At 55.3% G+C, this 21712-nt stretch carries 17 protein-coding genes; 9 read left to right on the top strand and 8 right to left on the bottom strand.

Features of this window, described 5'->3' with window-relative positions:
• The first annotated feature begins 401 nt into the window (after positions 1-401).
• The 9 genes from ACO064_RS19995 (at position 402) to ACO064_RS19955 (ending at position 14577) form a co-directional block, all read left to right on the top strand.
• A complete protein-coding gene (locus ACO064_RS19995; RefSeq protein ID WP_421828994.1) occupies positions 402-1385 on the top strand; it encodes a Gfo/Idh/MocA family protein in 984 nt (327 codons plus the stop codon).
• A 114-nt stretch (positions 1386-1499) separates the two neighbouring features.
• Positions 1500-4607, top strand: coding sequence for a SusC/RagA family TonB-linked outer membrane protein (locus tag ACO064_RS19990; protein ID WP_421828992.1), 3108 nt, complete (start codon positions 1500-1502; stop codon positions 4605-4607).
• 13 nt (positions 4608-4620) lie between these two features.
• The gene (locus ACO064_RS19985) at positions 4621-6144 is read left to right on the top strand and encodes a RagB/SusD family nutrient uptake outer membrane protein (protein ID WP_421828991.1); all 1524 of its coding nucleotides are present in this window, start codon (positions 4621-4623) and stop codon (positions 6142-6144) included.
• A 36-nt stretch (positions 6145-6180) separates the two neighbouring features.
• Positions 6181-8493 carry an alpha/beta fold hydrolase gene (locus ACO064_RS19980; RefSeq protein WP_421828990.1) on the top strand — a complete coding sequence of 771 codons (2313 nt, stop codon included), beginning with the start codon at positions 6181-6183 and terminating at the stop codon, positions 8491-8493.
• 42 nt (positions 8494-8535) lie between these two features.
• On the top strand, positions 8536-9915 hold the full coding sequence (locus ACO064_RS19975) for a Gfo/Idh/MocA family protein (protein ID WP_421828989.1): 1380 nt from the start codon (positions 8536-8538) through the stop codon (positions 9913-9915).
• An 11-nt stretch (positions 9916-9926) separates the two neighbouring features.
• Positions 9927-11306: a sugar MFS transporter gene (locus ACO064_RS19970; RefSeq protein ID WP_421828988.1), complete on the top strand. Its 1380-nt coding sequence runs from the start codon at positions 9927-9929 to the stop codon at positions 11304-11306.
• Positions 11272-12492 (top strand): N-acetylglucosamine-6-phosphate deacetylase, encoded by a 1221-nt coding sequence (gene nagA, locus ACO064_RS19965; RefSeq protein ID WP_421828987.1) that lies wholly within the window; start codon positions 11272-11274, stop codon positions 12490-12492. Before ACO064_RS19970 ends, nagA begins: the two co-directional genes overlap by 35 nt.
• A gap of 30 nt (positions 12493-12522) precedes the next feature.
• A complete protein-coding gene (locus ACO064_RS19960) occupies positions 12523-13290 on the top strand; it encodes a glucosamine-6-phosphate deaminase (protein WP_421828986.1) in 768 nt (255 codons plus the stop codon).
• Positions 13291-13518: 228 nt separating this feature from the next.
• On the top strand, positions 13519-14577 hold the full coding sequence (locus tag ACO064_RS19955; protein ID WP_421828984.1) for a substrate-binding domain-containing protein: 1059 nt from the start codon (positions 13519-13521) through the stop codon (positions 14575-14577).
• An 8-nt stretch (positions 14578-14585) separates the two neighbouring features.
• Here ACO064_RS19955 and ACO064_RS19950 read toward each other — a convergent pair whose 3' ends face one another.
• The 8 genes from ACO064_RS19950 to ACO064_RS19915 form a co-directional block, all read right to left on the bottom strand.
• Positions 14586-15683 (bottom strand): cytochrome-c peroxidase, encoded by a 1098-nt coding sequence (locus ACO064_RS19950; RefSeq protein ID WP_421828983.1) that lies wholly within the window; start codon positions 15681-15683, stop codon positions 14586-14588.
• Between the two features lie 128 nt (positions 15684-15811).
• Positions 15812-16639, bottom strand: a complete 828-nt coding sequence (locus ACO064_RS19945) for an MbnP family protein (protein ID WP_421828982.1) — start codon at positions 16637-16639, stop codon at positions 15812-15814.
• Positions 16636-17094, bottom strand: coding sequence for a hypothetical protein (locus ACO064_RS19940; RefSeq protein WP_421828981.1), 459 nt, complete (start codon positions 17092-17094; stop codon positions 16636-16638). The genes ACO064_RS19945 and ACO064_RS19940 overlap by 4 nt, the downstream gene beginning before the upstream one ends.
• 32 nt (positions 17095-17126) lie before the next feature.
• Entirely contained in the window at positions 17127-18047 is a 921-nt protein-coding gene (locus ACO064_RS19935) for a hypothetical protein (RefSeq protein ID WP_421828980.1), read from the bottom strand.
• A gap of 36 nt (positions 18048-18083) precedes the next feature.
• Entirely contained in the window at positions 18084-19097 is a 1014-nt protein-coding gene (locus ACO064_RS19930) for a cytochrome-c peroxidase (protein WP_421828979.1), read from the bottom strand.
• An 86-nt stretch (positions 19098-19183) separates the two neighbouring features.
• The gene (locus tag ACO064_RS19925) at positions 19184-20227 is read right to left on the bottom strand and encodes a cytochrome-c peroxidase (RefSeq protein WP_421828978.1); all 1044 of its coding nucleotides are present in this window, start codon (positions 20225-20227) and stop codon (positions 19184-19186) included.
• The gene (locus ACO064_RS19920) at positions 20227-21060 is read right to left on the bottom strand and encodes an MbnP family protein (RefSeq protein WP_421828977.1); all 834 of its coding nucleotides are present in this window, start codon (positions 21058-21060) and stop codon (positions 20227-20229) included. Before ACO064_RS19920 ends, ACO064_RS19925 begins: the two co-directional genes overlap by 1 nt.
• Positions 21061-21246: 186 nt before the next feature.
• Positions 21247-21627 carry a hypothetical protein gene (locus ACO064_RS19915; protein WP_421828976.1) on the bottom strand — a complete coding sequence of 127 codons (381 nt, stop codon included), beginning with the start codon at positions 21625-21627 and terminating at the stop codon, positions 21247-21249.
• Positions 21628-21712 lie beyond the last annotated feature (85 nt).

Here is a 21712-nt window from a genome sequence, read left to right as displayed (position 1 = left end):
GAGGTACGCGACCTTCCGGGTGCTACAAATCAAATTGTCGCGTACCTCACGGCACGCGGGCGGATAGAACGAATCTGATTTACTACCGACGCTGCGCTGTTCCATCCCTACGGGATAAACGCCCGGGTTCATGAATGCCTGTACCCACACGGAAACGGATTCCATACTTTCTCATACGCCTGATAACAATCCGGATGACTTGAAATTCGGTGAACGGCCCCTCTCAAAACCTGATTTTAATACAATTATTTATACCATAAATGGTATTTAACCAATAAAAGCAAAATTTATTTGTTTTATTAAATTTTGAATACCACCTTTCGGGTACGTACACGTTTTTACAAACCCATATCCTTGTAAAATATTATATGGCAAATACACTCAATCGTAGAAAATTCTCAATGCTGGCAGCATCCGCTGGTTTGGGGTCCTACCTGCTGCCGTTCGGAGCCGCCGGATCGGCATCCGCCCGGCCACTCCAGGGGAAAAAAGTGGGCATCATCGGGCTGGACACCTCCCACAGCATTGCCTTCACCAAAGAACTCAATAACCCAACTCCCAACCCCGACTGGGCCGGGTATCGGGTGGTGGTGGCTTACCCCAAAGGCAGCAACGACATCGAAACCAGTGTCAAACGAATTCCGGGCTACATTGAGGAAGTCAAAAAACTTGGGGTTGAAATCGCGGATTCGATCGATGATCTGCTGCGTAAAGTGGACGTCGTAATGCTGGAAACCAACGACGGCCGGTTGCACCGGGAACAGGTTGCCAAGGTTTTTGCCGCCGGAAAACGCGTTTTCATCGACAAACCCATTGCCGCATCGCTCACCGACACCATCGCCATTTTTGACCTGGCGAAGAAGAAAAACATCCCGGTTTTCTCGGCATCGTCGCTCCGCTACATCAAGGGCATGGACGGCATCGACAAAAGCCTGGTCGTGGGTGCCGACACCTACAGCCCGGCGGTTCTGGAAAAAACACACCCTGATCTGTTCTGGTACGGCATTCACGGCGTCGAAACGCTGTTTACGGCCATGGGAACGGGCTGTCAGAGCGTGACGCGGGTCCATACGCCCGACACCGACATCGTGATCGGCACCTGGAGCGACGGACGCGTGGGAACCTTCCGCGGCACCCGCACCGGCAAGCACGAATACGGCGGCACGGTATATACCAAAAATGGCAACGTAACGCTGGGGCCCTACGCCGGTTACAACCCGCTGCTGAAAGACATCATCCACTTTTTCGAAACCGGTGAAACACCCGTTAAGCCCGAAGAAACCATCGAAATTTTCGCCTTTATGGAAGCCGCCGACGAAAGCAAACGCCAGGGTGGCGTCGCCGTGAACCTCGCCAGCGTGCTAAAAAAAGCGCAAAAAGCATAGTAACCTTTTTTATTTCCGGTTCCGGGTACGTACCCGGAACGCATTTTCTGCTCAATTAACCCCTCCATGAATTGGTTTATTTCAAGTTTTTCTCATGCTCAAATCCTTTACACTATGACAACTGCTCTCCAACGCCTGCGACGGCTCGTCTGGCAGGTAACCTGCCTCTGGTTGCTGGTTCTGCTGGCCAACCGGTCGGCAATGGCCCAACCCACTACCCCGATTAAAGGCGTTATCCGGGATAACCTCGCTCAATCACCGCTGCCGGGAGCCAACGTGGCCATCAAAGGCACAACCCGGGGTGTTTCGACCGACGGTGACGGCAAGTACAGCATCGATGCCAAACCGAACGACGTACTGGTATTTTCCTACATCGGCTACACCACGCAGGAAGTGAAAATCGAAGGGCAGACCACCATCGACGTGCTGCTGCAACAGGCAGCTTCTTCACTTAACGAAGTGGTGGTGGTGGGTTACGGAACCCAGCTCAAGCGCGAACTGACCGGATCGGTTTCGTCCGTCAAAGCAGAAGAATTGCAAAAAGTAGCGACGAACAGCGTTACCTCGTCGCTGCAAGGGCGCGTTCCGGGCGTTTTCATCAGCCAAACCAGCGGTGCGCCCGGCGGTGGCGCGTCCGTTCGGATTCGGGGTGTCGGAACAACGGGCGGCAACCAGCCGCTGTATGTGGTCGACGGTTTTCCGCTCGGTGGTGGTAATATGGGCATCAGCGGCAGTTCGGATCAGGTCGACGGTTTATCGATCATCAACCCGAACGACATCGAATCCGTTGAAATCCTGAAAGATGCTGCGGCTGCGGCCATTTACGGAGCGCGGGCCGCCAACGGCGTTATTCTGATCACGACCAAACGCGGAAAAGAAGGCCAGGCCAAAGTGAGCCTGAACGCCTATACCGGGATTCAGCAACTGTGGAAAAAACCCGAATTTTTGAACGGACAGGAATTTGCGACCTTAGCCAACGAACTATACACCAACTCTGGCATGGCGCCCAACCCCGAATGGGCCAACCCGGCTTCCTTCGGTCAGGGAACCGACTGGATCGGCGAAGTTTTCAGCAGCGCGCCGGTGCAAAACGTGGATCTCAGCATTTCGGGCGGCAGTCAGAAACTGAAAGGCGCCCTGACCCTCGGTTACCGGGATCAGCAGGGAACGCTCATCGAAACCTGGTACAAACGCTACACCGCCCGCGCCACCGCCGACCTGATCGTGACGAACAAACTGAAATTTGGCGGAACGATGGCCCTCACCTACTCGCAGGCCAAAGGACAGCAGAACCAGGATCTGCGGATCGGCATTTTCAACCTCGCTCAACAGTTTTACCCGACCCTCGGCCCCAGCGCCGTGGTCAACGGATCTTCTGCCTATTACACGACCCAGGGCGATAACCCGCTGCTCCGGGCCAATTCCATCGAAAACTACCTCTACAACCTGCGCATCTACGGCAACATGTTCGGTGAATACGAGGTCATTAAGGGACTTAAATGGCGCACCAGCGTGGGCATCGACGCCAGCAACAACCGGTCGACGACCTGGGAACCGAAAGCCGAACGCGGCCATTACCGCAACCTGCAGGCCCGGTTGGGCAACACGTTTACGCAGGGACTCAACTGGCTGGTTGAAAACACGCTCTCCTATTCCACGGATGTGGGGGCACACCGCATCAGCGCCGTCGTGGGGCAAACCGCCCAGAAAAACGTTTCGGACTGGGTTTCCGTAACGGCGCTGGATTTCCAGAATGAGCAATTACAGGTCATCAACGGCAGCAACGACACCCAGCGCCGGGCGAGTGGCACCGGGTCGCTCTATTCGCTGGCGTCTTATCTGGGCCGGGTCAATTATTCGTACAAAGAGCGGTATTTGCTCTCGGTCAGCATGCGACGCGACGGTTCATCCAACTTCGGGCCGAAGCACAAATGGGGCAATTTCCCGTCGGTTTCAGCGGGCTGGAACCTGTCGGACGAAGCCTTCATGAAAGGCATTCCGGCCATTAACTCGCTGAAACTGCGCGGAAGCTGGGGGCAGTTGGGCAACGACGCCATCGGCTCTTTCGGCTACTTAAGTACGATTCAGATCGGAACCGTCAACGACAACTACGTGCTGGGTACCAACCAGGGACTGGTCATCGGAGCGAGCATGTCGCGGCCCGGCAACCCCAACCTGAAGTGGGAAATCAGCGAACAAACCAACTTCGGGATCGACGCGTCGTTCTTCAACGACCGGCTGTATCTGACGACGGATTACTACGTCAAAAACACCAAAGACATGCTGGTAAGTCTGCCGGTTTCGGTGGAAGCCGGTTTCCAGAACGCGCCCTCCGTCAACGGCGGCAAGGTTCAAAACCGGGGCTGGGAGTTTTTACTCGGCTACCGGGGCAAGGTCGGCCAGTTCCGCTATGACGTCAACACGAACATTTCGACGCTCAAAAACGAAGTCAAAAGCCTGGGCGTCGGCCAGCCGATCACGGGAGCTACGGTATCCAGCTACTTCGACATGCGGGCAACCTACACCGAAGTGGGGCAACCAATCGGGTATTACCGTGGCTATCAGGTCGATGGCATTTATCAAACCAATGAGGAGGTCAACAAAGTGCTGCAACCCAATGCCAAAGCGGGTGACTTCCGGTTTCGGGATATCAACGGCGACAACCAGTTGACGGATCAGGATCAGGTGCGGATCGGAAGCCCGTGGCCAACGCTGATGTATGGCGCCAATGCCGATCTGTCGTACAAAGGATTTGACCTGAACATCATCGTGCAGGGCATCGGCGGCAGCCAGATTTACAACGCCAACCGCCGGTCGGTTTATCCGCTGAAGTATTTTGGGGGATCGGGCGTCATCAACGGCGTGAAGGATGTGCTAAACCGCTGGACACCCGGCAGTGGCCGCAACGATGTACCCCGGTTGCAGTATACCGATGCCAACGGAAACTTCGGAAACAGCTCGACTTTTTACGTCGAAGATGGCGATTACCTCCGGATTCGGAACGTCACGCTGGGCTACCGGATTCCGGCATCGCTGCTGTCCAGAACCCGGGCATTCCAGGGTGTGCGCGTGTACGTATCGGCCCAGAACCTGTTCACGTTCACGAAATATTCGGGTTTTGATCCTGAAATCGGCAGCCTGAATCCGTTGCAGGCCGGGATCGACGATGGCGTTTATCCGCAACCACGGACGTTCATGGCGGGTATCAATCTGAACTTTTAATCCAACCGAACTCATGCGCAAGTATATCAACTACCTGGCTCTTACTGGTTTTCTGCTGACGGCCACCGCGTGCAGTGATTCGTTTCTGACACTGACGCCCAAGGATGTTTTGACCGATGCCAATTTCTTCCTGACCGAATCGGATGCCCAGGCGGCTCTGATCGGTACCTATGCGGTTTTGCAACGCGAGGAAACGTTTACGAACGTCCGCGATGCCGCCGATATTGAATGGGCGATGTCGGGTGATATGTACGAGATGGACGGCAGTGCCAACCGAATCGAACTGCATTCGCTGAACCTGCCGTCGAGCAACACCATCATCCGGGACGTTTATCAGGCAGCTTATCAAGGCATTGGCCGGGCCAACCTGGTGATCGACGGAGCGACCAAAATGAGCAGTATCAACCCGGCCAATCAGGCCCTCATTCTGGGTCAGGCGCGGTTTCTGCGGGCGTTGTTCTATTACCGGCTCGCCAATTACTTCGGCGGGGTACCGCTGATTACCGAAAAACTGGATGCTTCCTCCAACCTCGCCATTCCACGGGCCACGGCGGCCGAAACCTGGAAACAGATTGAAACCGATTTGCAGGAAGCCGCCAAAGTGCTGCCAACGGTCTGGACCGGAACCGCCGATGTGGGCCGGGCCACCAAAGGAGCCGCTCTGGGCTATCTGGTGAAAGCCAGCCTGTGGCAGCAAAAGTGGGCCGACGCCGTCAAATACAGCGAAGACCTGATCGCGACCGGCGCTTACGACCTGATTCCCAACTTCCGGGATGTATTTCGCGAAAGCAACGAAAACAACAAGGAGATTCTGTTCTCGACCCAGTTTCGGGTTTCCCCGGATGCGGAAGGCAACAACCTCGTGAAGCGGACGGCCCCGCGCGGATCACCGTCGCAATACAGCGGAAGTGCCGCCTGGAGTAACTTCGTTCCGCAACCGCAATGGGTGAATGCCTTTGAAAAAGAAGCCAGTGGCAAAATCAAAGACAAACGCTACTGGAGCGTCATCATCGGACCGGGCGAAGCGCACCAGGACATGCCCGCGTTTGTGATGCCGAAAGACGTACCGGCGGGCTGGTCCCGAACGGGCTACATCGTCACCAAATACTGGGAAGGCCCGGTTTTGAACAACGGAGGCATCAACCCGCCCATCCTGCGATTTGCCGAAGCCCTGCTCAATTACGCCGAAGCCCTCAACGAAGTGGGTCGCTCGCAGGACGCCATGCAGCAGATCAACCGCATCCGGGTGCGGGCCGGTCTGGCGGCCAAACCGGCTACGCTGAACAAAGCGGAAGTGCTGGATGCCATTTTCTACGAACGCCGGATGGAATTCATTTGGGAACCGGCGGGTGCGTTCTCGGACCTCAACCGACGCGGGCGCTTCATTGATTTCATCAAGGCCAACCGCCCCAACATCAAGGACCTGGAAATTGACAAAAAACCGTGGCTAAGCACCGTCCCCATTCGGTTCCCGATCCCGCGCGATGCCTGGAACCGGAACAAGGCCCTGGAGCAAAATCCACATTATACGTTTTAATTGGGTAAAGCCCGTTCGTCAAACCCTTTCTCAACCATGCGGTATTTGCTTCGCCTGATTTTGACCTTTCTGTTAACCGGCTCGCTGGTAACCTCGCTCCGGGCGCAGGCTGATCTGGCCCGACGGAAACAGTATCTGGAAGAATCCCTGCGGCTGAATGTGCAGCAGGATCACCGGCATCCGATCAGTCGGCGGGTGACGCTTCAGGACAGCACCTGGCGGGATTGGCAACGGCGAACGGGCGAATTACCCCCCGATTTTTCAACACTCCCATCGGTGCCGTTTCTGCCCGACCCGCTGATGTCGGGCACGACCGGCAAACGCATCCAAAGCACAGCCGACTGGTCGCAGGAACGAAACCGGATCAAACGGGAATTTCAACACTGGATCAGCGGAACCGTTCCCCCGGCACCAGCCTCCGTCACCCCCCGGATTCTTTCCGACCGTTACGAGGGGGCCGTCCGGATTCAACGGATCGAACTGTCGTTTGGTCCCGAAAACCGCGCCCGGATGACGCTGGAACTGATGATTCCACCGGGAAAAGGAACCTTACCGGTTTACATGACGCCCGTGACGCACCGGGGTTGGGCCCAACTGGCCGTCAAGCGCGGCTACATCGGTTGCGTGTATGCCGGGGCGGATACACAGGATGATACGCAAGCCTATCAGGCAATTTATCCCGACTATGATTTCACCGGTTTGATGCGCCGGGCCTGGGGCGCTTCGCGGGTAGTGGATTATCTGGTTACGCGAAACGAAGTCAATCCGGCCCAGATCGCCATTACGGGCCATTCGCGCAATGGCAAGCAGGCGTTGTGGGCGGCTGCGTTCGACGAGCGGTTTGCCGCCGTCATTTCCAGCAGTTGTGGAACGGGCGGCATCACGCCCTGGCGGTTCAGCGACCCGCAATACGGCAACCAGACCATCGACGACATTTGCGCCAACGCGGCCCACTGGTTTCACCCGCGTCTGCGGTTTTTCTTCGGGCGGGAAGACCGGCTGCCTATCGACCAGAACCAGCTTCTGGCCCTGATTGCTCCGCGCAGTTTGCTACTGACCTACTCGACGGTGGAACGGCAGTTGAATCCCTGGGCGAACGAGCAATGTTACCAGTCGGCCAAAACCGTCTATGATTTTCTGAAATCGCCCGACAAAATTGGCCTGCTTCCCCGCATGGGCGAACATGCCGTGACGACCCGGGATGTGGAACGGTGCCTGGATTTTCTGGACATCCAGTTTAAACGGAAAACCGCCCGCTGGGAAAACGTCCGTTATTGCGACTTTTCTTATGCAAACTGGCTTCGGACCACTAAAACCGTACTTCCCTCCTGGCCCGTCCTTCGCCTGAACGAAGCCAAAGATACCCTTGCGCTGGGTCGCCGGAAGCAGGCCATCCGGGCGCGTCTCAATTGGTTGCTGGGCGATGAGCCCGCCGGAGTGAAACCCAATCCTGTAGTGCCCACCACCATCGACCGCGTCGACTGGATCGACGGCATCACGGGCCGACCCAAACCCAAACGGGCAACCATCACCTACCTGGGGCCGTATACCGCCATGGGCGATCACCTGAGTGGCACCCTGTACCAGCCGGATGGCCCATTGAATCCGGGCAAAAAGAGACCCGTTGTCATCTACCTGCATTCCTACACTTACAATACCGGCTACGCCGTTGGCTACAAACCCGAGGGCGGACGGGGCAACGAAGTGCTGTTTCAGGAAGTTCTGGATCAGGGCTTTGCGGTTTTGGCCATCGACCTGCTGGGATTCGGAAACCGTCTGGAAGAAGGCACCTACTTTTACGAGCGTTTCCCGGCCTGGTCCAAAATGGGCAAAATGGTGAGCGATGTTCGGGCGTGTGTTGATGCGCTCGAAACCTATGCAGGCCTTGACAACCAGCAGATTTATGTAGTGGGCGAAACCATCGGCGGTAGCGTCGCCCTGATGGCGGCTGCGCTCGATCAACGGATCGCGGGCGTCGCCGTGGTGGCTGCTTTTTCGCCCTGGCGGACGAGTACGAAGCAATATGAAAGCCTGAAAAATGACGCTTACCAACACGGTTTTTTACCCCGACTGGGTCTATTTGCCGAAAACCCGCAACAGGTGCCGGTCGATTTTGACGAAATCATAGCCTGCATTGCTCCGCGTCCGTTGCTGGTGATTGCGCCCAGCCTGAACCGTCATGCCGACCCGCTGGCGGTGCAGTCGACGCTGGAGCAGGTCAAAACCGTCTACGGTATATACCAGAAAACCAGTGACTTGCAGTTTCAAGCCCCGCCAGAAATCAACCGGATCACCACGCCCATGCGGGCAGACCTGACGCGGTTTCTGGTACAATCCAACAAGCATTAAAATCAACACAGGCAACCCTTTTTTAATTTAACAGTCAGTACGATGACCCAATCGAAACAAAAAACAGAAGACGCAGCCGGTTCGCAGTCGCGGAGGTCCTTTCTGGGCCAGACGCTGGCGGGAACAGCGGCCTTATCGCTGGGCGGTATGCTCCCCGGTTTTAGTCCCAAAAGTTACGCCCGGATTCTGGGGGCCAACGAACGCATTCAGGTAGGCATGATGGGCGTCAACAGCCGCGGACTGGCGCTGGCGAGCAATTTTGCCCTGCAACCCAACTGCGAAATCCGGTCGGTTTCGGACGTCGACACCCGCGCGGCCGACAAGTGCATCACCACCGTGGAAGGCATTCAGAAATCCAAGCCCAAAGCCGTCCCCGATTTCCGGAAAGCGCTGGAAGACAAAGACCTGGATGCGCTGGTGGTGGCCGCTCCGGATCACTGGCACGCGCCAGCCGCCATTCTGGCGTCGAAAGCCGGGAAACACGTGTACCTGGAAAAACCGTGTAGCCATAACCCGAACGAAGGCGAAATTCTGGTAGCGGCTGCCAAAAAATACAAGAACGTAATCCAGATGGGCAACCAGCGCCGGTCGTGGCCCAATGTGGCCGCCGGAGTCCGGGCGGTTCGGGATGGCGTGATCGGCCGGGCGTATTTTGCCAAAGGCTGGTATACCAACAACCGCCCGTCCATCGGCGTCGGGAAAGAAACCGCCGTTCCGTCGTGGCTGAACTACGATCTGTGGCAGGGACCCGCGCCCCGCATGGCGTTCAAAGACAATCTGTTGCACTACAACTGGCACTGGTTCTGGCACTGGGGAACGGGCGAAGCCCTCAACAACGGCACGCACATGCTGGACCTGATGCGCTGGGGACTGAACGTGGAGTACCCCAACCGGGTGACCTCGTCGGGCGGACGCTATCGCTACAAAGACGACTGGGAAACGCCAGACACGCAGGTAATCAACCTCGAATTTGCCAACAATACCGGCATGACGTGGGAAGGCCGGAGTTGCAACGGACGCACCATCGAAGGCAGCAGCGTCGGTGTTATTTTCTACGGCGATACCGGTTCGTTGCAGATCGACGGGGGCAATGCCTACCGGATTTACGACCTGGAAAACAAGCTGGTGAAGGAGGTCAAGAACGACGTCGTCATCAACGCCCGCGACCGCATGAACCCCTCGCAGGTGCTGGATGCGATTCACATCCAGAATTTCTTCGACGGTATCAAAAAAGGAACGGCCCTGAACGCTGACATTCTGAGTGGTCACCAGAGTACGCTGCTTTGTCAGTTGGGCAACATTGCCCTGCGGTCGGGCGGGACGCTGGAAATTGACCCGACCAACGGCCACATCAAAAACAACCGCCAGGCGCAGCAGTACTGGAAACGCGACTACCAGCGGGGCTGGGAACCCACCGTTTAGACCACAATCGCATGAAAAACCAAACCAAGACGGTTGACGTAGGATCGCTGAGCCAGCGGGATACGCGGATTTCCATCGCCCTGATCGGGTTGCTTTTTTTTGTTTTCGGGTTTGTGACCTGGGTCAACGCCATCCTGATTCCGTATTTCAAGATTGCCTGCGAACTGACTAATTTCCAGTCGTATCTGGTCACCTTCGCGTTTTACATTTCGTATTTCGTGATGTCGGTGCCGTCGTCGTATCTGCTGAAAGCCACCGGTTTTAAGAAGGGCATGATGATCGGTTTCTGGATCATGGCGGTGGGCGCGTTCATTTTCGTCCCGGCCGCCCTGACGCGAACTTACGAGATTTTTCTGCTGGGACTGTTCATGATCGGCGTTGGGCTGGCGGTTTTGCAAACGGCGGCCAATCCCTACATCACGGTTTTGGGACCGAAAGAACGGGCCGCCCAGCGCATCAGCATCATGGGAATCGGCAACAAGGGTGCCGGTATTCTGGCCCCGATTCTGTTTGCCGCCGTGATTCTGCGGGCCACCGATACCGACCTGTTCAGCCAGTTGCCAGGCATGTCGCCCATCGAAAAAGCCCAGGCGTTGGACGAGCTGGTTCGGCGCGTCATTGTTCCGTATACGGTGATGGGCTTCGTGCTGATCGGGCTGGGCATTCTGGTTCGCTATTCGCCCTTGCCCGAAATCAATACCGAACAGGAAACCACCGAAGTGGCGGCTGCTAATTCCGGGAAAACGTCGGTGCTTCAGTTTCCGCACCTGGTGCTGGGAGCCATCGCCATTTTTCTGCACGTCGGCACGCAGGTCATTTCCATCGACACCATCATTGGTTATGCCAGTTCGATGGGCATTTCGCTGCTGGAAGCCAAAACGTTTCCGTCGTATACGCTCTTTGCCGCCATCTGCGGGTATCTGCTGGGCATCATTCTAATCCCCAAACGCATTAGTCAGGTCAACGTGTTCAGAATCTGTACGTTGCTGGGATTAGCGTTCACGTTACTGATTATTTTCGCGAAAAGCAGCGTCGTTTTTCTGGGTCATCAGGCCGACATTTCCATCTGGTTTATCGTGTTGCTGGGGTTGGCTAACTCGCTGGTCTGGGCCAGCATCTGGCCCCTTGCCCTCGATGGTTTGGGGCGGTTTACGAAAGTGGGAGCCGCGTTGCTCATCATGGGCCTGAGCGGCAACGCCATCCTGCCGTTGGTTTACGGGTATCTCGCTGATCAATACGGACTTCGGGAAGCCTATTGGGTTCTGTTTCCCTGCTACTTATATTTGGCTTATTATGCCTTTTACGGTCACCGCATTCGCCGGTGGCGGATTTCGGGGGCGGCTAAAACACCTGTTCATGAACAACACTGGCAACGCACCACAACGGATTAAAGTTACCAACGCCCGGATTCTGACCCCCTACCGGATCATTCCCCACGGAACGATCCTGATTACGGGAAAAACGATCACGGAAGTCAGCGAGCGTGACATCGACGTCCCCGACGCGCTGGAACTGGACGCCGGGGGAGCATATGTGTCGCCCGGTTTTATCGACCTGCACGTCCACGGCGGGGGCGGGCACGACTTTATGGACGGCAGCGAGGAAGCCTTTCTGCGCATCGCCGAACTCCACGCCCAATACGGCACCACCGCAATGGTGCCGACGACCCTGACCAGTACGCGCCAGGAGTTGTTCAACACGCTGGAAATTTACGAAAAAGCGAACGCCCGCAACACGTCGGGTGCCCGGTTTCTGGGGATGCACCTCGAAGGCCCCTATTTTGCCATGAGCCAGCGGGGTGCTCAGGACCCGCGCTACATTCGTGATCCCGACCCGGATGAATACCAGGAAGTGCTGGCGCGTTCGTCGTCCGTCGCCCGCTGGAGTGCCGCGCCCGAACTGAAGGGGGCGCTCAAGTTCGGGCAGTTTCTGCGTTCAAAGGGCGTGCTGGCGGCTGTGGCGCACACCGACGCGGTGTATGAAGAAGTGCTGGCGGCTGTCGAAAACGGTTATTCCTTAGCCACACACCTGTACAGCGCGATGTCAGGCGTTACCCGACGGAACAGTTTTCGGTATGCCGGGGTGATCGAAAGTGCGTATTTGCTCGATCAGATGGACGTGGAACTCATTGCCGATGGCGTGCATTTACCGGCACCGCTGCTCAAACTGGCCTACAAAATCAAAGGGGCCGAACGAACCACCCTGATCACGGACGCCATGCGGGCCGCCGGAATGCCACCGGGCAACAGCATTCTGGGCAGCCTGCACAACGGCATCGAAGTACTTGTAGAAGACGGCGTTGCCAAAATGCCGGATCGTCAGGCCTTTGCGGGAAGCGTCGCCACGGCCGACCGGCTGGTGCGCACGATGATCAACCTGGCCGACATTCCGCTGCTCGATACCATCCGCATGATCAGCAGCACCCCGGCCCGGATTATGGGCGTCGCCGACCGGAAAGGCATTCTGGCACCGGGCAAAGACGCGGATCTGGTGTTTTTTGATGCCGATATTTCTGTGCAACTGACGATGGTTGAAGGACGGATTGTCTACCAGCGTGAAAGCATCCCCGTCTTTTAAAACCTATACGAAGAAAATACCACCATCCGAATGATTAGTCAATCGAATACCAACCAACTTGATTTTCGCCGGTTCGAGAACCGTAATGTATTGGGCAACAATGCCGCACAAGCCGTGGGCAACTGCCTGCGAACCCTGCTGGCCGAACAGGCTACGGTTTCCGTGATTTTTGCCGCAGCCCCGTCGCAGGAAGAATTTCTGGCGGCTTTGTGCCAGGAGGAAGCCATCGACTGGAGCCGGATTCATGCTTTTCACATGGACGAATACGTTCAGTTGGCCGATGAGGCTCCGCAGCGGTTTGGCAACTTTCTGAAAGAACGCATTTTCGACCGGGTGCCTTTCCAAACCGTCAACTACCTGAATGGCAACGCCCCGGATCTGGCGGCCGAATGCCAGCGGTACAGCGATCTCCTGAAACAGCAGGCCGTCGATGTGGTTTGCATGGGCATTGGCGAAAACTGCCACATCGCGTTCAACGACCCCCACGTCGCCGATTTCAACGACCCGGTTTTGGTCAAAGTTGTCGATCTGGACCAGGCCTGCCGCCAGCAACAGGTGAATGATGACTGCTTTACGGTTTTTGAAGACGTGCCAACACACGCGCTGACGCTGACGGTTCCAGCCCTGATGCAGGCCCCCCACGTTTTTTGCATGGTTCCCGGGATCAACAAGGCGCAGGCCATTTACCACACGCTGCATTCGCCGGTCAGCGAGCAATACCCTTCTACCATTCTGCGGCTGCACGAAGACGCGATTTTGTTTGTCGACACCGACAGTGCCTCCCGCTTACCGCAATGAATTTGATCGTTGTCGCCCCTGTCTCACGGGATGCGGGCGACAACATCTACGCGAATGCTCTTTCTGCTTGCCAGAAAAAACCGCTTATTTCCCCTGACTTATGATCCTATTGGTTGTGGCATACAGCAAAAAAAGTATCTTTCGGTGAAAGAGTGAGAGAAAGGAAAGAGAAACGCATCCCGGCCCGCTGGCGGTTTGCGACTTTTTGCCTGTTCGGAGAGCCAATACATGAAAAAGAAAGAACTTCAGGGTGTTAAGGAAATTGCCCGCCGGGCCAACGTCACCATTGCTACGGTAGACCGCGTGATTCACAACCGAACCGGTGTTTCGGACAAAACACGCGAGAAAATCAACAAAATCATCGAAGAACTCAACTACCAGCCCAACATGCTGGCCCGCCGTCTGGCGTCCGGCAAAATCATCAAGCTGGCGGTTTTGATTCCTTCGGCCACCGAAGAAACCGAATTCTGGGATGCGCCTTTGCGGGGCATTCAGCGGGCCAATACCGAAATCAACCAGTACGGGCTGCAAGTCGATTTGTTCTTTTTTGACCTCAGCGACCAGCAATCGTTCGTCAAACAGGCCAGTGCCATTCTGGAATCTTCGGCCGACGGCATTGTGCTGGCACCGATGTTTATCAACGAAGCCCGGGAGTTTACGGCGGCCTGCGATGCAAAAAGCATTCCGTACGTCTTTATCGACTCCACCATTCCTGACCAGAAAAACCTTTCGTACATTGGCCCCCCGCTTTTTCAGAGCGGTTATCTGGCCGGCAAATTAAGCACGTACGCGCTTCGGGAAAACAGTCAGTTGCTGGTGGTCAACATTGCTACGGCCATCGATAGTTACACCTACAAAGAGACGGAAGAAGGGTTCAGGGCGTATTTTGCCGAACACCACAAGTCGTATCCCATCCTGCGGGTCGATAGTCACCAGACCGACGAGCAATCCGTTTTCCGGAACCTCCAGCCGCTGTTTGAGGCCAATCCGGCCATCGACGTCCTGTTCGTGACCAACTCCCGGTCGTTTCTGGTGGCCCGTTTTCTGGAAAAAGTAAAGCTGGCGCAAAAACCGCTGCTGATCGGCTACGACCTGATCAAAGAAAACGCCAAATACCTCGACAACGGCCTGATCGATTTCCTGATCTGCCACCAACCCGAAGACCAGGGCTACCGGAGCATCATGACGCTGTATCAGCTTCTGATTTTTTCAAAGTCCATCGAAAAGGAGCAATACATGCCGATCGACATTGTGATGCGGGAAAATCAGGCGTTTTACCGAAACTGACTATTCTTTCAGTCCGGCTGAAAACGGCGGTCGCGGATGTATTCGTCATCGGTCAGCGTTCGCAGGAACGCCAGCAGATCCGCTTTGTCGGTGGTGGTCAGGGCAATCCCTGGTTTACCGGTTTTCTTCAGCAACGGATCGAGCTGGGGCGTATCCTGCACATCGTTGATGTAGTGTTCCATAACTTGCTCCAGCGTCTGAAAACGGCCATCGTGCATGTAGGGCGAAGTTCGCTCGACATTCCGCAGGCTCGGCACCCGAAATTTGTTGTAGTCGTCCAGATTTAGTGTAATCTGGTAGCGGCCCAGATCGAAGTCTTTGCTGTTGGCAAGTTGCATCCGCAAACCGTTGTTGCGGAAACTCTGGTCGGTAAACAATTCGCCGGTGTGGCAACCCGAGCAATTGGCTTTGAACAAGGTCAAGCCACGCAACTCCGATTCGGTCAGTGAAGCACCGGTTTCTTTGCGGGAATATTTATCGTATTTAGAGTTGGCCGAAACCATCGTCAGCATAAACTGCGACAGGGCTTTCAAAAACCGCTCCGTCGTTACCTCCTCCGTTCCAAAAGCCGCCTTGAACAGGGCCGGATACTGCCCGCTGGTCCGGATTTTCTTCAGCACATTGGCGAGTGAATCCCCCATTTCGACCGGGTTCTGAATGGGGGCAATGGGTAACAAATCCAGATCGACAATCCCGCCATCCCAGAAAAAAGCCCGCGTCCAGGCCACGTTCTGAATACCGGGCACGTTCCGGGTGCCAATTTTATCGCCGATGCCGTGGCTCAGGGCGTGGTCATTGTGCGCGAAACCCGAAAATGACTGGTGACAAAACGCACAGGTAATGGCCCCGTCGCGCGACAGAATACCGTCGTAGAACAGCGTTTTCCCTAACGCAACGCCTTCAACCGTCAGCGGATTTTTGGTGAAATCGTAGTGCGGATCGTCGAAATTGGCCGGTTTTTTCCAGTTGTACGGCGTCGCCTTGAACTCAACGGGTTTGGGTTCCGGCTCAACCGGGCCATCCTTCCCCGAGTCGTTCTGACAGCCCACCGCGAAACCGTAAAAAACGATTGCCGCCAGGATTGCAACATGTTGCCAACGCGTCATTTCTATCTACTTCAGCTTTACTTGCTAATCTGAATACAAATTTACTACAATAAAACGTACGGAAGAATGTAAACGTATGGCGGGCGATGATTAACCCGCCATCCATTTACGATCGGAAACCGGCAGTCCTAATTGGTTTTTATGGTCACAATCCGGAACATCCGGGCGTAGTTGTCGGCCACACCGGACGACAGCGAAGACACCATAATATCCGCATTCACGGCAATACTCAGCTTCATCGGCCCATCGAACACCTTAAGCACATCCGCCTGAATCGTTACCTGCGGAACGACACCGTTTTCGGTCACCCGGACGGTCGTTGTTCCAAAAGGTAAAGTGATTGTCCTTAAATTATTGATGGTTTTAGTCCGATAACCGCCGAAAAGACCGATGTGATACAGGAAAACCTTGCCACTGGCCGTCACCGGCGCCTGTGGCGAAGTCCCTTCCATTTTGAAATGAATATACCCGGAATTCCAGTCCCAGTACATGCCGCCGGTCATGCCGCCGGAGGGGTCCAGAACCCCCGTTCGTTTGCTGACGTCCATCGTGTTGCGAAGGCTATCCACCCCAATCAGATATGACACTTCCGTATACTCGCCCACCGGAATGTTTTTGAGGATAATGCGCTGCGAAGCCGGTTCGGCCTCTTTCACCAGAAAATAACTACTGTCCTGCGGAACCACATACGCCGACCCATCCGCCCGTTTCAGCCGGATGTTCGTAACGTAATAATTCAGGGTTGTTACCTTGAACGATTCGCCACCGGCGTTGGTGTAGTTTCCCGTATTGAGTTGTAAATCAGCGTTTCCCACCACATTGTCGAAGGCGATTTCGAGCGATCCCGTCGGTCCCGGCTGAGGGTCCGGGTTGTCGTGACGGCAGGACCAGAAAATGCCGGTAAACAGACCTAGCCAGCTAACGGCTGTCAGCGTGATTTTTCGGATTTTTTTCATTCTTTCAGGTAGTTTTGGGCATCGGTGAGACGCTGGCGCATCAGGCGGCTCAGGGCGTTTACTTTCCCCTGCTGGATTTTCAGGTAGTCGAGCGCCTTTTCCTGATCCAGTTGTTTGAGCGTATCGCCCTTGTACTGATGCATCCAGTCCATCATCACCTCATCAGCCTCTTTAAGCTGCCGGAGCACCTGCTCCCCTTTTTCCCGGGATGGCCTATCGCTCTTTTCCACTTTAACGGATACGTCTTCCTGCATACGCATTAAATCAGTCATTTGGAGCATCAGGCTGTCGTGTACGGCCAGAACCTCTTTCTCCAGTTCCGCAACGGGGCCTGTCGTCTGTCCTGAATCTGAAACCGCATGGTGGTGATGATCGTCGGGTTGCTTTTTGGATTGACAGGACCAGAACAGCCCGAGCAGAAAACACACAATTGAAAGTTTGATTTTACAAGTCATTGGTGATCAGATTTTAGATAATAGAACCATCATTAAAACGTCCGGGCCAGGTGAATCCCAACCCGGCTGTGGGCCTGCACCAATCCCTCAGAAATTCGCTGGCGAATGGGAATCTGGGCATTCGCCCCCAGCATCCAGCTACCACGATAAATGTCCAAGCCAACGGTTCCGGCCAGCATATACCCGCCCGTTTCGGCTACGATGCCGGCGTAATCCCGGTCTTTGTGCGCCAGCTCACCGTAGAAGCCCGCGCTCGGCATCACCGCGACATTCAGCTTTTCCCATTGCTGCACGTAAAAACTGGTGAGGGAGCTATTCAGGCGGTTGCCAAACCGGTAGTCGTTGGCATTCGTGCCGGTCAAACGGCCCGTTGCATCCGCATTCATCCCCCATTTGTCGATGCGCAGGGTGTAGATGGCGTTGAGAACCGCGTCGTAAGCACCCGTACCTGCCTGAAAATTCGGGTTCGCCACCTGTGCGCCATCGTACTGGTTGTAGCGGTATTCGCCCGTCGCGAGCTTCGTGCCGCCCCCCACCAGCAGCGTTTGCTTGACCACCCGGCCACTGTCGCTCATCCGGGTTCTGTCCAGCAGTTTGTAATTGACCAAAACCGTCGCGTCGCCGATTCCCTGGTGTCGCCGAACGTCCGGCCCCTGGGTTTGCTTATTGATCTGGTAGGGCAACATCGCCAGCACCTGAATCCGCGGATGGGGATAAAACCGCCCCCAGAGGTCGATGGCCCGGAATTCCTCCCGCGAATCGTAGATCGTTCCGGCGTGGTGAAGCGTCAGCCGGGTGTCGTAACTTTGGGTCCGGTAGCGCAGACCCACGAAGTGCTTTTGAAACTGGGGCAATACGCCCAGGTAAAAGCTGGAGCCGGAACACCCGCACACTTCACAGGCCGAAGCCAGAACCGGACTGAGCAGGAAAACCAGTAAAAAAAGCTTTTTCATAAAGTGGATTGTTAGAATCAAAACCCTGATTAGTAATCAATTCGGAATAAACTGTCGGTCGGTGATAAACTGCGGATCGGTAAGCGTTTTGAGGAAAGCAATGATCTGCTTTTTCTCCGGTTCGGTGAGGGCAATTCCCAGGACTCCACCGGTTTTCAGGCGCGAGTCGAGCGTTGGGCTATCTTTCACACCCTGGCTGTAGTGATCCAGCACCTGTTCCAGCGACCAGAACCGTCCGTCGTGCATGTAGGGCAGGGAGCGTTCGATGTTGCGCAGACTCGGTACCAGAAACTTCAGCCGGTCGGTTTCTTTATTAGTCACCTCAAACCGCCCCTGATCGTTAATTTCACTGACCGGCAAACCGTTGTTGTGGTAATTCTGATCCGTGAACAACTCGCCCTGATGACAACCCGCGCACTTCTGTTTGAACAGAGAAAGCCCCGCCCGTTCATCTGCCGACAAATCCCCGCCGGGTTCATTCCGGACGTATTTGTCGTAGCGCGAATTGGCCGAAACCATCGTCAGCATAAACTGCGACAAGGCTTTGAGAAAGTTTTCCTGCGTAACCTGATCCGTACCGAACGCTTCTTTAAAACGCGCCGGATAGCCCGGACTCCGGCGCACCTTGTCCAGCACATTGCCCAGATGCTCGCCCATTTCCAACGGGTTCTGAATCGGGCTGATGGGTAACGTATCCAGATCCGTGATGCTCCCATCCCAGAAAAAAGCCGTGCTCCAGGCCACGTTCTGCAGATTCCGCACGTTGCGGGTGCCAATTTTGTCGTCGATGCCGTGGCTGAGCGAATGGTCGGCATGGGCAAAAGCCGAATACTGCTGGTGGCAAAAACCGCAGGCAATCCGGCCATCGCGCGAGAGCGCTCCATCGAAAAACAGCATCTTCCCCAATGCCACGCCTTTTTGCGTCATCGGATTTTTCGAGAAATCGTAAACCGGTTCCGGAAAATTCGCCGGTTTTTTCCAGACATACGGGCTTGGGTCATACACGCCGGTGGCTTCCGGCCCGGGATCTTTGCCCGATTGACAAGCCATGACGATTCCCAAAAAAAGTACACTGCTGACTATTCCAAAATATCGGTTTTCTATCATCTTGCGAAAGCAAATCCGCTGCGTTTCCGTTACGGCCGGTAAGCCCGGTTGGTGACAAATTGCGGGTCTGTCAACGTGTTCAGAAACGCCAGAAGCGCTTTTTTATCAGTGGCTGCCAACCTGAAACCGCCCGCCGGTAAGCGGGCATCGAGGGTCGGCGATGTTTTAATTCGGTCTGAATAATGATTCAGCACATCCTCCAGCGTGTCCATGCGCCCGTCGTGCATATACGGAGCCGTCAGGACCACATTGCGCAGCGTGGGCGTGCGGTATTTTCCCCGGTCAGCCGGATCAAACGTCACCCGCTCCCGGCCCAGTCCTTCACCGTCGCCCTCGTCCGAAAAAACAATATCCAAACCGTTGTTATGGTACTGATTATCCGTAAACAAGTCCGTCGCATGACAGCCCGCGCAGTGTTGCTGATACAGCCGATGCCCCCGTTGTTCCTCGTCGCTGAGGACACCGCCCTCCTTGCGTACCCATTGATCATACCGGGAATCGGCCGAAACCAGCGACCGTTGAAACTGCGCCAGTGCCTTCGCAATCGTCGCGTAATGGATGACTTCGCCGGGAAAAGCCTGCCCGAACTGGGTTCTATAGACCGGGACGGTTTTCAGGTAATTGGCTAAAACGACCAGATCGTGGCCCATTTCGTCCCGGTTGGTCAGCGGCCCCAACACCTGCGACTCCAGGTTTTTAGAACCGCCATCCCAGAACAGGCCATTGGTTGCCCAGGCCAGATTCATCAAAACCGGGCTGTGCCGCAGCAAAGCCCGACCCGATACGCCCAGCGCCGAAACCCGAACGCCGTCGGAAAAGGCTTTGGCCGGATCATGGCAGGAAGCACAGGACACTTTTCCGTTGCCGGAAAGCTGCGGATCGTAGAACAGTTGCCGACCCAGTTTCACCCCCGCCGTCGTCGCTGGATTATCCGACGACAACGGCAAGGGTGGAAAATTGGCGGGTTCCCGCACCAGCAATGGAGCCTCGGGTGTCGGCACAGGATCGTCCGGCGGAGAACAGGCGACCATTCCCAGCGTTATCAATCCCGCAAAAATTCCCCGTCGATTCATTACTGACTGATGCGGGCGGTTTTGGCGTTCACGAACGAAACCGGGTAATTTCCGGCGAGTTTGCTCATCATGCTGGCGGTTCCGGCATTGATGTGGTACGTTTTGTCGGTCGTGTTCAGTTTGGCATCCCGCGCAATCACAATACCGTCCAGAATCTTGGCGACATCCGCCTGTAACGTCATCTGCCCTTTCATGCTGCCATCGACAACCAGGGGCGTGGCAAACGTCTGCGAGATGGTTTTGTAATTGGCGTTCGTACCGGTTTCCAACAGAAAAGGGCTGGCGGCTCCGGCCACGTCAACGGTTCCACCCAGTTTGGTGAAGATGTAGCTGGTGTGCCACATCCAGCTCACATTCGTCATGTTTTGCAGGATATTCAGTTCGCCAGCCGCCAGGGTCAGGTTGTCGTTGTATTTGGCATCGACGCCGATGCCAAATTTGACACCGGTATATTCCCCCGCCGGAACGCCCGCCAGGTTCACCACCTCGCGTTTGCCTGCTGTCAGGGTAAACGTACCATCCTGAATGGCTTCATCCTTCCCCAGATACTGCATGAGGTAATAGGAATTCGGGACTTCATACACGGAACCGTCTTTTTTGGTCAGTTCCACTTTGCTAACCCAGAACCGGAGCTGATCGAAGGTTACTTTTTCGTTTCCGGCCGTGGTGTAGGCTTTGCCCAATTCAAACGCAGCGGTGCCATACAGGGCTTCGATTTTCAAATCGACAGCTCCGGAGCCAGCCGGTTCCGGGGTCGTGGTGGACGAATCATTGGTGCAGGCCATAAAAAATAGCGCCACACTGACTAGCAGAGATAAAAAACGGAAGTTCATACGAAATTCGAATAAGGAGTAAAAAGTGCTGATTTGGAGTAAATGGAAGGAATTGAAGCAAAACCGGCTGGCCATCACCTTCACGGCAACGGAAAAATGTTGCTGAAAGACCAGACAGACTTGTCCTGAGTAATCGAAAAAAACGATTACCCGGTTTATGGAAACAGGCCGGTTTGCTTCGGAGCGTTACAGACGGGGCGGCTGTAGTAAATCAGCGAGGGGAGCCGAATAGGCGGATAATTGATAACGAAACGTAGCTTTTGTGGGCAAAACCACCAATTCCGGCAGGAAATCGAACCGGAGGACAGGGGGTGTATATAACTGGAGAACAGGGGTATTCTGCACCCGTTCGGTGGTTTGCTGATCCTGCTTTTCCTGTTGTGCTTTCAACCGACGGGCCAGGTAGCAGTGTCCGTCGCAATGAAGTTCCGGCCGATCGCGGTTTTCACACAGCACCCGGGCGATATACTCCTTATTGAGCTGGAAATACGCAATCGTCCCCCACTGACTGAATGTCGGTAGCAGAACGGCGCATAACCAGCTATAGAGAAGGAGTTTTCGGATCATTCCATACCCACGGACTAAAGTCCGTATGTTTGAGTTGGTGTATAATTACACGGACTAATTGACTTTCATTAAATAATCGTTGCGT

Source organism: Larkinella sp. (assembly GCF_965227735.1).
Classification (GTDB): domain Bacteria; phylum Bacteroidota; class Bacteroidia; order Cytophagales; family Spirosomataceae; genus Larkinella.
Note: the sequence above shows the minus strand (reverse complement) of the source record. Positions and strands in the feature narration are given on the sequence as shown.